The following is a 14079-nucleotide window of genomic DNA, read 5'->3' as shown; positions in this document are numbered from 1 at the left end:
TCTTCTCTGAACGGTTGTCCACGATATTGGTGGTTTAAAGGATACTGTATTCCATATCGGTGAACATCAAAAAAATGAATAGAGGTCGGTACTTGTGAAATTGCTCAAAAAAAAGTTCCAAACAGATTTTAAAAATCGATTGCATGAAAAATTCGCGATTGAAACAGCGGATGCAAATGCACAGGAACTATTTGAATCTCTCGGTTCGGTAATTAAGAATTATATTTCTGAGGATTGGCGCGATGTACGTCGTTACCAAATGGAAAATCAAACTAAAACTGCCTATTACTTCTCGATCGAGTTCTTACCAGGAAAAATGCTTCGCAGTAATTTGCTAAATTTAGGAATTTTAGATGATGTACGCGATGGATTATCAGAATTAGGTTTGGATTTTGATATGATCGGCGAAGCCGAAAAAGACATGGCACTCGGAAACGGTGGACTCGGTCGTCTCGCATCTTGTTTCATGGATTCGCTAGCATCGACAGGTCTTCCAGGATTCGGAAATGGTATCCGTTACAAATACGGTTTGTTTAAACAACAATTTATTGACGGTTATCAAGTAGAATTTCCAGATGCTTGGTTACAAGGTGGTAATATTTGGGAAGTGTGTAAAGCCCATGAAGCAGTTGAAGTGAAGATGGAAGGAAATGTATGGCTTAAAGAAGACGAGGCCACAGGTAATTTCACACCGGTTTATGAAAATCCTAGAGTTTTGCGCGCAGTACCATACGACACAGCAATGGTTGGTTATGAAAATGGACAAGTCAATAACCTTCGTCTGTGGGATGTAGAAATTCCAGAATCTGAAGAAAGAAAATACTATTCAATCAACGAACGTCGTCGAGTTCAAGATATTACAGGTGTGCTTTACCCTGATGATTCGACTTATGAAGGTCGCCAATTAAGACTTGTACAGGAATATTTCTTTACTTCAGCAGGGCTTCAAACAATTGTCAAGCATTATTTGAAACTTGGAATCCCGCTTGATGAAATTTACACAAAAATCGCGGTACACATCAATGATACGCACCCGGCTTTAGCAGTTGCTGAGTTAATGCGTTTACTGATTGACGACCATAAGATGGACTGGGACCGTGCTTGGAATGCGATTGTGAAAACAATGTCATATACCAACCACACTATTCTTCAAGAGGCATTAGAAAAATGGCCAGTGGATATGGTTAAATTCTTAATTCCACGCGTTTATCAAATCATTGAAGAAATCGACCGTCGTTATGTAGAAGAAATGAGTAAAGTTGCCGATCCTGAAATTGTAGGACGTACACGTATCATTCAATTGGGACAAGTGCATATGGCGCACTTAGCTATCATTGGTTCTCATTCAACAAATGGGGTTGCTAAAATCCACTCTGACTTGTTGAAAGATGTTGTCCTTCATGATTTCTATGTACTTTTCCCTGAGCGCTTTAATAATAAGACCAACGGGATAGCTTTGCGTCGTTGGTCACAAATTTCAAACGAACCCATGTCTAAGGTATTGGATGAGACGATTGGTAAAGAATGGCGTGCAGATGCAAGCAAAATTAAACTTTTAGAAAGTTATGCAGACGATAAAGAAGTTCAAGATAAACTTGCACATGCAAAACATCAAAACAAAGAGCGTCTTGCCGCATACATAAAAGAAGCTACTGGTGTTGAAGTGTCACCAAATGCGATTTTCGATGTACAAGTCAAGCGTCTTCATGCGTATAAGCGTCAGCTATTAAATCTCTTACACATCATCAAGTTATATCTGGATTTGAAGGAAAATCCTGATTTAGATATTACGCCACGCGTTTTCATTTTCGGAGCAAAAGCAGCACCGAGCTACTATTATGCAAAATCAGTTATCAAGGTGATTAACGAAGTTGGTAACTTAGTCAATAACGACAAAGCATTGAAAGATAAATTGAAAGTTGTCTTTTTACCGAACTATAACGTTTCATTAGCAGAAATTATTGTACCGGCAGCAGATGTTTCAGAGCAAATTTCACTTGCCTCTAAAGAAGCATCTGGTACTTCAAACATGAAGTTTATGCTAAATGGCGCAGTAACGATAGCAACGCTCGACGGGGCTAATATTGAAATTAGAGATGCTGTTGGCGATGAAAATATCGTAATCTTTGGGATGGATAAAGATGACGTGTATACCCACTATTCTGCACGTGATTATAATGCATGGGGTGTTTATGATGCTGATCCATTCATCAAACGCGTGGTGAATGCACTTGTTGATGGAACGATTCCAAATATTATTCGTGAAGGTCAAGAAATCTTTGATGCGTTGATTAAATACAACGATGAATATTTTAATCTTCTAGATTTCCTTCCATATGTGGCGGCCCAAGAAAAAATCGACATGTTATATAAAGATCAAAAAACATGGCGGAAGATGAGTTTGATGAACATCGCAAATGCTGGACAGTTTAGTTCTGACGATACGGTTAAAAAATATGCAGAAGAAATTTGGCATATCGTACCAGCGAAACAATTTATTCACTGAACAACTAGGCCTAAGAAAGCACAGTTCATTAACTAGATTAACCGCCTTTTTAAGGGGCAATCAACCACCAGTTAACGAGTTAACTACGTATTCTCAAATAAAATAAACAATACTGAATGGATGATTATAATGGCAAAGGTACTATATAACGAAGATATTCAAGAGGGAGTTTTACAAGGAAAAAAGATTGCAGTAATCGGTTATGGATCACAAGGTCATGCTCACGCATTAAACCTAAAAGATACCGGCTTTGATGTTGTTGTTGGTTTAAGAGGTGGAAAGTCATGGGATAAAGCAGTAGAAGAGGGCATTGAGGTTACTACTGTTGCAGAAGCAACTCGTCAAGCAGAAGTTGTTATGGTTTTACTTCCAGATGAAATGCAGCCAAGGGTGTACGAAGAAAGCATTAAACCCAACCTTGAAGCTGGTAACGCACTAGTTTTTGCACATGGATTCAATGTTCATTTTTCACAAATCGTTCCTCCTGCAGATGTTGACGTATTCCTTGTTGCTCCTAAAGGACCAGGACATTTAGTTCGCCGCACATATACAGAGGGCGCAGGTGTTCCAGCACTTTACGCAGTATACCAAGACTATACTGGGCTAGCACATAACTTGGCTCTAGCTTACGCTAAAGGAATTGGCTCTGCTCGTGCAGGTGTATTAGAAACTTCTTTCCAAGAAGAAACAGAAACAGACTTATTCGGAGAACAGGCAGTTCTTGCCGGCGGTACTACAGCCCTAATCAAAGCTGGTTTCGAAACGCTTGTGGAAGCTGGTTACCAACCAGAAGTTGCTTACTTTGAGTGCTTACACGAATTAAAATTAATCGTTGACCTTCTATATGAAGGAGGATTAGAAAACATGCGCTACTCTATCTCTGATACAGCACAATGGGGAGATTTCGTTTCTGGACCACGTGTGGTAAACGAAGAAACAAAAGCACGCATGAAAGAAGTATTAACAGACATTCAAACAGGTGCATTTGCCAAGGGCTGGATCTTAGAAAACCAGGCAAACCGCCCGCAATTTAATGCAATCAATCGCAGCGAAAACAATCATCCGATCGAAGTAGTTGGCCGTGATCTTCGGGCATTAATGCCATTTATTAAAAAACCAGTAAACCAAAAGAAGGAAGTGGCGGTAATCGGTTCACGTTAACATCTTGACACGATACTGCACGATGGAGAACAATCTCCTAGTTTTAATTTAAACCAGTTGAAAAAAACTGAATCACATATTTATCCATTAGCATGGTGAAGAGCTTATTGAATTGTGCTTTTCACCATTGCTTTTTTCCTTTATATATATATATATATCTTTCTGAACTTTTCCTCTAATCTTTTAGAAAGAAAAGCAACAGAAAATTTAATCATTTTTTAATAAAAACAACACCCTTAATTAACTGTAAACAGTTATTAAAGGTGTCGACTTAATTAATCTATTAATTTAGTTTTTCAATAAAGATTCAATACAGCACTAACCCAACTTAATTAAATTCTTCATTATTAATTTATTATCCCTTGAGCTTCTTGAAATTGGAATGTTCGGATTTTTCGTGGCAAAAATTTACGAATTTCATGTTCATTATATCCGACTTGTAATCTTTTTTCGTCAAGGATTATCGGTCTTCGTAATAATCCTGGATTATCTTTAATTATCTGGTACAATTCTTGTATTGAGAGAGAATCCATGTTTAAATTCACCTTTTGAAAAGCTTTAGATCTTGTAGAAATGACTTCATCTGTACCATCCTCTGTCAATCGAAGGATATTTTTAATTTCCTCTATCGTAAATGGATAGGATAAAATGTCTCTTTCTATATAAGCAATTTGGTGCTGGTCAAGCCAATCTTTTGCTTTTCTGCAAGATCCACAACTTGTCGATGTATAAAAGTTTATCATTTATAAAGCATCCTCCATTCTTATACAAATACTACGCTCCCGCATTTTCAGTCAAATTTAATAGACGTTTCCTTTTCATTTACCTCCTAGAACAGCTAATCCTACTTTTTTCCAACTATCATGAGGAATTGCATCACCTAAACTGTCAAATTAATGATTTACTTTAAGCCATGCCTACTTATAATCAAAAATAATGAAACAAAAGGAACCTATTGGCACTGGCAGTGCCAATAGGTTCCTTTTTACTATTCTACTGTTGTTTCTAATAAAACCTCAATATTCCCTCTTGTTGCTTTAGAATATGGGCAGAATTCATGAGCTTCTTTCACCAATTGTTCAGCTACGTCTTGAGAAACACCTTTTATATGTGCATGCAGAACTACACCGATTTTAAAACCATCGTCTGCTGGATCTTTCAATAAACTCACTGCAGCTGTAATAGATGACTCAATTTTGTGTTTGTTTTTTCTGGCAATCAGATTTAAAGCTCCATCGAAACAAGCTGAGTAACCTGCTGCGAATAGTTGTTCAGGATTTGAGCCTTCTTTCTTGTTGTTTGGTGACGGCATAACAAGATTCAAATCAATGATTCCATCTTCTGATTTTACTCTTCCTTCACGTCCACCATGTGTTGTTGCTTTTGATGTAAATAGCACTGACATATAATCACCTCATAAATAATATTTTAAAATTAAATTGCCTACAATTTAATTTTATATAATTAAATGGTCCACAACTTAATTATATAAAATTAAATTTTTTTAAGATGGGGGAAGGGAAGAGTCCATCCCTCTAATTAAAATAAGATATAAAGCGAAAAAACAAAGGAGAAGAGATATGTGTGAATCAATTCACACATTTAACCAATCATCATTTGTATTACTTTTCAAATGCATTCCATAATAATAGCTACTTCTCCATAATAATAGATTTATTAATTTTACAACCATCCAATCGAAGCCTTTTTTAACCAGCCATTTTACCTCAAAATAAAAGATAACCACGATAAAATTATGATTCTTAGGTATGAAAAAACTTATAAAATCTTTACCAAAAAGAATACGACTATAACCTGCAAATTCCATTATTGATTTCAAATGGAATTTGCATAGGCTATAATCGCAAATAGTTCATCGTTAGGGGAGATTGATCAGACATTTGTGTTTGAGTTACCTCTTATAAACAAAAACTTATTCATTATTTTGCAATTTTATTATTAAGTTTTAATAGGCTAAACTGAACAGTCCTTTAATATGTGACAAATAACGTATGTTACTTGCTTCTTTCATTAGAGTAGCTGGCAGCCCTTGAAGTGGAATAGAGTTGGACCCAATTATAGCAACACCATCCTTACGACCTAAACTTGCAAGTGTACCTGAGTTAATTGGTGCAAACTCTTTCAATGTTTTGTCTTGTAAGTATGCAAATAGATTGTAACCAACAAGTTCACCCATTTGCCAAGCATTTTGTGCAGTAGGTGCGTATGGACGACCACCTTCTGGAGGATAGACAACAGCACTGTCACCGACAACAAATACGTCATTATGAGAATTAGATTGAAGAAAACGATTAACAGTTGCACGGTTACGATCTACTTCGAGGCCAGATTCTCCAACTAGAGGAAGGCCCTGTACTCCACCTGTCCAAACGAATGTATTTGCTATGATTTTGCGGCCATCTTTTAATTCGATTTCATTTCCTTTAACATTTGTTACAGAAAGACCTGTTAAGAATTCAACTCCGCGGGCTTCTAAACTAGTCGTTGCACGTTGAATTAATTGATCAGGTAAAACTGGAAGAATTTTTGGACCAGATTCTACGAGCATGATTTTCAATTCTTTAGGATCAACGCCATAGTTTTTAGCAACTTTAGGCATATTCTCAACGATTTCACCAACTAATTCAACCCCAGTTAATCCTCCGCCGGCTATTAGAATCGTTGCATCTGCTTCATTTTTCGTTTGAGCAAATTTGCGAATGCGATCTTCAATATGATTGTAAATGTTGTTTGCATCAGCAACTGATTTTAACACCATGCTGTACTCTTCAAGTCCTGGAATGCCGAAATAAGCAGTTTGACTTCCCAAACCAACAACAAGGGCATCATAAGTTAAAGTAGAACCATCAGCAAGCTTCACTAGTTTATTGTCTACTGAAAAAGATTCAATCTCTGAAATTTTAAGATCAATATCTTTTCCTTTGAAAAGTTTTTCTAAAGATATTGAAATAGCTTGTTCAGAAATAGTTCCCCCTGCAAGTCGGTGCAGTTCAGTGATGATTTGGTGTGTTGGATATTTGTTTACCACTGTTATTTGTGCGTCAGCTTTATATATATATTGGCGAGCGGTTAAAGCAGTTAACAGTCCACCATAACCCGCACCTAAGATGACGATATGTTTAGCCATAGTTAATCCTCCGTTCTTATTTTTGAATTTTAGTATTATTTTTATCTCGTTCTGCTGTAATTTGTAGAAAAGTGTTTACGAAACGGAATAACTTCTGGGCTTGTGGATCTTTTAACATCTTTAAAAGACCAAAAAGACCTATCACTTCGTTGCTTTCCTCAGCACGGTCTTTTGCTTCGATTGCAATTGATGCAATGTTTTTTACACAGTGTGTTACAGGTTCTAAAATTTCTTGTATAGCTCCAACAGTATCATTTTTTAGTACTTCATCAGTAGCCACAGATTGAGCAAATTCATATGACTTTGTCAAAATATTTACAAGTTCGGGAAGCTGATCGACTAATATAGTCAATGACTCCTGAGTCTCAGGTTTTAATAGGCGTTCAAGGATATCAAATTGTTCTTGATTTGCTGACAAGTTTAGTGCATCTTTTTTAGGCATTGTTTGAGTAATTATTACTGACATGTCTAATTCTCCTTTGCGTATAGTAATAATTTTATATATAAGGAGCTAAAGAGCCACCTTTCCAATGGAATCACTGGAATCTATAACAGTTTAAGATATTTGTGAATTATTTCACAAATAATCCAAAAGAGTTTGGCTGTGAGAATATAAAGAACTCACAGGATTCCAACCGTAAGCAGGATTACATATATGTAACGAATTAGTGATTCATTCTGTGACAAGCAGTCAAATTAGATTTGAATTGATATGAATTTCAAAACATAATCTTTCTAAATAAAAAATAATCAGGATAATAGTTTTTTCTTATACTCTTTGTAAGGTATACAAGATTAGTAGGTAATGGTATGCATTAATTAAAGAAACAATATTTTAATTTGTCACAAAATTGTATCTTATCTCGTTATATTTGTAGCCCCTGCTATGAATTAGTGAATTGTTGAAATAGAATGGAAGTGAAAAGATGCAAGAACTGTACGAAAAATATAAAATGTTGTTGTTTAAACTCGCGTACCAACTGATAGGATCGGTTTCAGATGCGGAAGACGTTGTCCATGACGTATTTTTAAAATTATATGACGTCCCGCCAGAGAAATTGGGTGAACCTAAAGCTTATCTTTGTAAAATGGTAACGAATCGGTGTCGGGATTTACAAAAAACAGCTCGCATGAGGCGAGATCTATATTGTGGGGAATGCCTTCCTGAACTCCTTTCTAGTTCTGAAGAAAATTCAGTGGACTCAGTGGTTCGTGACGATCGATTGTTTTACGGGATGCTTGTGCTAATTAATAAGCTTACACCAACCGAGCGTGTCGTTTTTGTCCTTCGTAAAGCACTTAGCTTTGAATATCATGAGATAGCAGAAATTGTAGAAAAAAGCGAAGCGAATTGCCGCAAATTGTTCAGCCGTGCAAGTGCAAAGATGAGGATTAGTTCTAAAGAGGAAGTCCATTCTGAAGCTGCTTCTCAAGAATTAGTTCATTATCTATTATTAGCACTCAAACAGGGGAACCTGAATCAAGTCGTATCTATGATCAAATTGTTGTACTGGTCTCAGATGGGGGAGGCAAAGTATTGGGCGCTGTTGAACCAATTGAAACACGAGATTATGTTGCAGCGTTTCTGTTTGGCCATGTTGCACAGGCATCAATGATTGAGGAAATATCAGATATTGAAATCAGTGAAAATAAAGGACAACCCGCTCTTATTCTTCGTTCCAACGAAGGTATTCACACATTCCGGATGATTCATGTCGAAAAGAATAGATTCGAAACATATATCTTGTCCAGAACCCAAGCTAGCTGAAACATAAAGGAATTTGAAATCATTTTTTACATAAAAAACTCAAAGAGGTAATGTAAAATGAAATATATCAGAATGGAGCAATTTTAAGGCCAATGGAGATAGTAATAGCAGGGGATGATTACCTTCCACTATCTTGTAAATACCTTTAAAGCTTAAAGGGCTAGCTAGTAAATAGCCGTTTAAGCTTTTTATTTTTTATTTAGCAAGGACTTTAGTATCTCCTTACTTAAACTCTTTTACGTACAAAATAGAAAGCGAGTTCAATGATATAAACTTCTTCAAACCTTTTTTTCGTATGCTTTCTTTTTGACCGCTGAAAGGGTCCATAAGAAAAGAGGGATCCCAATACCACAAACAGGGAATACCACAGCTTTCCAAAATTCGTCGAATAATGTAAATGCTGAAACACCAGGAATTAAAATAGTGATAATAGCAATCGCAGGCGCTCCGAACCATATGACTTTTCGCCAATCTTTCACATTAATCCAATTGGCCATTTCATAGCTTGCAATAAAAAAATAAAGGGAAGCTTGGGCAATCACGCCAAAGATCCAAATAAACATCAAAAAGATATCAGCGTTTTGAATGAAATTTAAAATATCAATCGTTCTAACAGCGGAGAAATAAGGAAATCTTAATTTGGCTGATAAATTCGGCCCAAAAACCAACAGGACAATAAGGGTGGCAGTAAAGATTACGAAAATAGTAATTCCTACGCCTAAGATGGATTTTGAAATCACTTTTTTGGTGTTTTGTACAAAAGAAACGATAACCAATAAGACGAACGGACCTGCGAACCAATAAGCAGGAGCAATCGATCCCCTTAATATGTTCATCCATTCGGAATCAGCATAGAAAGGTAGTAAATGATGCAATTCTAAGTTTTGTACAATTAAAATGAAACTAACAATCATTGTTAAAATAATTAAGGGCCCAACTAGTTCACAAAATCGGCCAATTCCCGTTATGCCTGAGGAATAGGACAAATATGTTATTAAACCTATTGAAAGCAGAATGATTAACCACAAAGGAGTTTTGTTAAGAAGAATAAGATGGATAAAATCTGCAAAGGCACGCAATAATACAGCAGTTAAAATATACCAGGAAATCAAATAAGGAAGGACAATCAATCTTCCGAACCATTTACCTAACAATGCTTGGCTAAATTGAAACAATGTTTGGTTGGGGTGGAAATTACATAGATGAACAACCAAAAAGGTTAGGGCTAAACCTATTATGCCCCCAATTATTATAGAAAGCCATGCATCCTGTTTCGCTACTTGGATCGCCGGTGTAATTCTTAATCCGATCATTGCCCCGGTTTCAGTCGTTACAATGATCCAAACCAGTTGGGTTCCTGAAAGCTTCATAGATTTTTGCCCACTCCTTTTAGAAAATCAACTAGCAGCTTGAATGAAATTTAAGGCTTATTTGAAGACGAATTAGTTATACCCGGATCATTGATTTGAAGGTCTACATTGACCGAAACATCAACTGTAGGAAAGGTCTTGGTCCAATTTTTCTTTAAGGTCTTCCACTTTTGAGGATATTGTTGATGTACACTTTCACCAAACCCGAAAATGTCCATTTTATATTTCTTTTGAACTTTTTTGACAAGTAGTTCCACAGATTTCTGTGTCTTATGACTAAATTCATCTTGTATGAGCAAAAGATCCTTCCGTTTAGATGGGTCTAGGTTTGTATTGTTTTCTAATAGGGTTCCTTCTCCTATGAGATGGACATCAATTTGAATGCGTTCATTGACTTTTTTCACCCGAATACGCTGACCTAATTTTTCTAATCTTAAACTAACGTTTCCAGCCCCTTTGGGAACAAATGAAGTGAGAGTGAGACTTGTTAGTCTGTCAGTTATCCAAGTTGCATAATATGATTCTTTTCTATTCAAGAATCCCACCAATTTCACACCATTATCTTTATTTAGTATGGCAGATCCAGAATAACTAAAGTGTTTTGTGGAATTTAAACTAACTGTCGGTAATAGAGGCTGTGTTGCATCACTCATTATATCCGCAATAAGCTCACGGGCTAGATACGGTTTGAAACCTAATGCGGTTTGCTCCTTCTCAAGTGCCGTTGAAATGTATGGCTCAAACATTGGCTCATCTGAAAATACGTCTTTCGCATTTCTATTTTTTACCACGTATATTAATGACTGCAAATGCGATTGGGCATTTCGAAGGAAAGGATCGATTGTTTCACCAATTCCATGTTCTGCCATTCTTTGTCCGATGAGGAAGATTTCTCGATGCCCTTGGAATACAACTCGGGATAGTTTTGCCTGAATGTTCACAATCGCCTCTGTAACGTTAGTACCAGTAGCACTTATCACATGAAAGCTTTCGTTTTTTTCTCCCCCACTCAATTCTCCGCCACTTGCAACCCCCGTTGGTACAACTATAAGAGTACTCGCTTCCAATTTTCCGTCTTTTGTCAAATCTAGCCCATTTCCCGTGACATATGAGAGTTGATCCGGTTCCTTAAGGTTCCAACAGCCGGTTGTGATCCATAGTGGTAAGAGAAATAGTAAACAAAGTTTAGTTGTACGCATCATGGATGATCCCTCTCATTTTTAACTAGTTTTCGCGGCCATCGTACCAACACATCCTTAAGCCCGCGCTTGTTAAGTGGAGCCAACGGGGAAAGGTAAGGAGTCCCAAATGAATGAAGATGCAGCAGGTGAATGAAAATCGTACAAATTCCAATCGATGTTCCAAAAAGGCCAAATATTCCAGTTAGAATGAGTAAAGGGAATCTTAACATACGTAAGGGGAAGCCGAAGCTATATCGAGGAATAATAAACGATGCAATTCCGGCTGCCGATACGACAATGACAATAGGTCCGGAAATGATTCCCGCACTAACTGCTGCTTCCCCGATGACCAATGCCCCAACTATACTTACAAGCGGACCTATTTGTTTTGGCAAACGAATTCCAGCTTCCTGTAAACCTTCAAATATGAACTCCATTAATAAGATTTCAATCACAGTCGGAAACGGTGCCCTTTCCCGCAGTGCAGCAATATTCAACATTAGTTTGGGCGGAACCATTTCAGGATGAAAGTTGGTTAAAGCAATATACAAGGATGGTAAAAGAACCGATAAGATGGTAAAGATATAGCGAACCCATCGAATCATCATTATAAACAAGAATCGTTGATGGTAATCATCTGGTGCCTGAACTCCTGCCCAAAACGTCATGGGAGCGATAAGTGTAACAGGGGTTCCGCTGGTTAATATCGCCACTCTACCCTCAAGCAATCCAGCGGCAACAACGTCTGGACGCTCACTATTCATGAGTTGGGGAAAAGGAGAAAAATGATTTTCTTCAATGGATTCCTCGATAATTCCCGATTCAAGTACCCCATCCATTTGAATCTTTTTAATTCGATTAAGGACTTCATTGACGACAGATATTGAAGCAACTCCCTCAATATAGACAACAGCTACATCGGTTCTTGTCAGTTTTCCGATTATTAATTCTTCAATTTTCAGGTTAGGGGATGCAATAATCCGGCGGAGCAACGTCGTATTCGTTCGCAGATTCTCTGTAAAACTTTCTCTTGATCCGCGTAGTGCTGGCTCTAAGATAGACTCTTGTATACTTCGAGTTTCAATTTTTTTAACATCAGCTAGTAAAGCAATACTTTCCCCGTCGATAAATAAAGCAAGATTCCCTTTTAAAATAGATTCAGATATATCATTTACGCTTGAAACTTTCTTCGTTTGTAACACAGTAAATCGATCCTGTTCCAACATCTCGGAGACACTATCAACTGCCCCAAGACCTTGAGGTAAACCATCGTACATCAATGGTTCTAAAATGTTAGAAGTGACAATATCTGTATTTACCATTCCGTCAACATAAATCAAGAAAAGCTTCGTTTTGCCTTGAATCTTAATTTCGCGAAACTTAATATCGGAACTACGATTAAAAATCTTTTTAAACGTTTCCACATTTTCTAGAATATTTTTTCCAATATTTTTATCCATATTTTCGGCAGAAAGATTTAAATTGGTTTTACGTTCATTATTTTGTTGTGAGTTTCCAAACCATCCCATCATCTTTCCTACCTTCAAGTCTTTTTAATTTAGTTTTCCCTATTTAAACTAATTATTCTTTCTTCTTTTCTCATAGTTACTTTAATCAAGTTAGGAAAGGAGATACAAAAGCCTTTTTAAATAAAAATTAAAAAGCTTAAACGGCTATTTACTTGCCCTTTAAGCTTTTAAGATATTTAAAAGATAATGAAGGGTAATTATCCCATGCTATTACTATCTCCATTGGCCATATTATTGCACCGTTCAGATGGATTTCATTTTATATTAGCTCCTTGTGTCTGTTTTATTAAAAATGATTTCATATTCCTATATGTTTCAGCTTGTCTGGATTTCGGACAATATATATGTTGCGAATCATATTATTTTCGACATGAATCATCCCAACTGTGTGAATACCTTCGTTTGAACGAAGAATAAGAGCAGGTTGACCGTTAATTTTACCGATTTCAATATGTGAAATACCATCAAACATGGACGCTTTACGAAATCCACCAAACAGAAACCTAACAACTCGATCCCGTGCTAAAATTGGTTTTACAGCAGCTGATATCTTGCCTCCTCCATCTGCGACAAGTACAACATTTTGATCAAGCATAGTTATGACCTGATTCAGGTTCCCCTGTTTGAGTGCTATTATAAAATCATGAACAAAATCTTTAGAAGTAGCTTCAGAATGAACTTCCTCTTCAGAATTGATCCCCATCTTTGCATTTGCACGGCTGAATATTTTGCGGCAATTCACCTCGCTTTTTTCAATGATTTCTGCAATCTCATGATGCTCAAAGCTAAGTGCTTCACGAAGAACAAAAACGACACGTTCCGTTGGTGTAAGCTTTTCAAGTAGCACAAGTATCCCATAAGACAATTCATCGTCATGGATGACTGAGTCCATTGAATCTTCTTCAGAATTAGATAAGGGTTCTGGAAGCCATTCTCCAAAATATTGTTCTCGCTTCTTGCGAGCTGTTTTTTGTAAATCCCGACATCGATTGGTTACCATTTTACAAAGATAAGCTTTAGGTTCACCCAACTTCTCCTGAGGTACGTCATATAATTTTAAAAAAACGTCATGGACAATATCTTCCGCATCTGAAACCGATCCTGTCAGTTGGTAGGCGAGTTTAAACAGCAGCCTTTTATATTTTTCGTACAGTTCTTGCATATTTTCACTTCCATTCTCATTCTACAATTCACTAATCCGTAGCATGGGCTTCATATAAAACGAGCTGAGGAGCAATTTTGTGACAAAGTATAGTATTTTTTTTAATAAATTTTTAACATATATAACATTTCCTACTACATTCCAAATATGTATACCTTAAAAATATTATGAAAAAACGGTTAACCTGATAGTTTTGAAAAAAAGAAAGAGTATTTTCTTAAAAAATCATTTAATTGAACACCTTGTCACAGAAT

At 36.7% G+C, this 14079-nt stretch carries 11 protein-coding genes; 3 read left to right on the top strand and 8 right to left on the bottom strand.

Annotation, left to right across the window (positions count from 1 at the left end; translation table 11 throughout):
- Positions 1-94: 94 nt before the first annotated feature.
- Positions 95-2506, top strand: a complete 2412-nt coding sequence (locus AC4QJR_RS16095; protein WP_496523493.1) for a glycogen/starch/alpha-glucan phosphorylase — start codon at positions 95-97, stop codon at positions 2504-2506.
- 129 nt (positions 2507-2635) lie between these two features.
- Positions 2636-3667, top strand: coding sequence for a ketol-acid reductoisomerase (gene ilvC, locus AC4QJR_RS16090; RefSeq protein WP_496523492.1), 1032 nt, complete (start codon positions 2636-2638; stop codon positions 3665-3667).
- Between the two features lie 347 nt (positions 3668-4014).
- On the opposite strand, the gene spxA is transcribed toward ilvC, so the two are convergent.
- The 4 genes from spxA to AC4QJR_RS16070 form a co-directional block, all read right to left on the bottom strand.
- Positions 4015-4410 carry a transcriptional regulator SpxA gene (gene spxA / locus AC4QJR_RS16085; protein WP_496523491.1) on the bottom strand — a complete coding sequence of 132 codons (396 nt, stop codon included), beginning with the start codon at positions 4408-4410 and terminating at the stop codon, positions 4015-4017.
- Positions 4411-4655: 245 nt separating this feature from the next.
- Positions 4656-5072 carry an organic hydroperoxide resistance protein gene (locus AC4QJR_RS16080; RefSeq protein WP_496523490.1) on the bottom strand — a complete coding sequence of 139 codons (417 nt, stop codon included), beginning with the start codon at positions 5070-5072 and terminating at the stop codon, positions 4656-4658.
- A 561-nt stretch (positions 5073-5633) separates the two neighbouring features.
- Complete coding sequence (locus tag AC4QJR_RS16075) at positions 5634-6815, bottom strand: NAD(P)/FAD-dependent oxidoreductase (protein WP_496523489.1); 1182 nt, start codon at positions 6813-6815, stop codon at positions 5634-5636.
- A 16-nt stretch (positions 6816-6831) separates the two neighbouring features.
- Positions 6832-7281: a DUF1641 domain-containing protein gene (locus tag AC4QJR_RS16070; protein ID WP_496523488.1), complete on the bottom strand. Its 450-nt coding sequence runs from the start codon at positions 7279-7281 to the stop codon at positions 6832-6834.
- A 460-nt stretch (positions 7282-7741) separates the two neighbouring features.
- Here AC4QJR_RS16070 and AC4QJR_RS16065 point away from each other — a divergent pair, with 460 nt between their 5' ends.
- Complete coding sequence (locus tag AC4QJR_RS16065) at positions 7742-8431, top strand: sigma-70 family RNA polymerase sigma factor (protein WP_496523487.1); 690 nt, start codon at positions 7742-7744, stop codon at positions 8429-8431.
- 430 nt (positions 8432-8861) lie between these two features.
- On the opposite strand, the gene AC4QJR_RS16060 is transcribed toward AC4QJR_RS16065, so the two are convergent.
- From AC4QJR_RS16060 to sigJ, 4 genes are all read right to left on the bottom strand, one after another.
- Entirely contained in the window at positions 8862-9953 is a 1092-nt protein-coding gene (locus AC4QJR_RS16060) for a GerAB/ArcD/ProY family transporter (protein ID WP_496523486.1), read from the bottom strand.
- A gap of 50 nt (positions 9954-10003) precedes the next feature.
- Positions 10004-11155 (bottom strand): Ger(x)C family spore germination protein, encoded by a 1152-nt coding sequence (locus AC4QJR_RS16055; RefSeq protein WP_496523485.1) that lies wholly within the window; start codon positions 11153-11155, stop codon positions 10004-10006.
- The gene (locus AC4QJR_RS16050) at positions 11152-12666 is read right to left on the bottom strand and encodes a spore germination protein (protein ID WP_496523484.1); all 1515 of its coding nucleotides are present in this window, start codon (positions 12664-12666) and stop codon (positions 11152-11154) included. Before AC4QJR_RS16050 ends, AC4QJR_RS16055 begins: the two co-directional genes overlap by 4 nt.
- Before the next feature lie 295 nt (positions 12667-12961).
- Entirely contained in the window at positions 12962-13825 is an 864-nt protein-coding gene (gene sigJ / locus AC4QJR_RS16045) for an RNA polymerase sigma factor SigJ (RefSeq protein ID WP_496523483.1), read from the bottom strand.
- Positions 13826-14079: the final 254 nt, after the last annotated feature.

It is taken from the genome of Neobacillus sp. BP17, assembly GCF_059579525.1.
The sequence above is the reverse complement of the archived record's forward strand: the minus strand, read 5'-3'. Positions and strand labels throughout refer to the sequence as shown.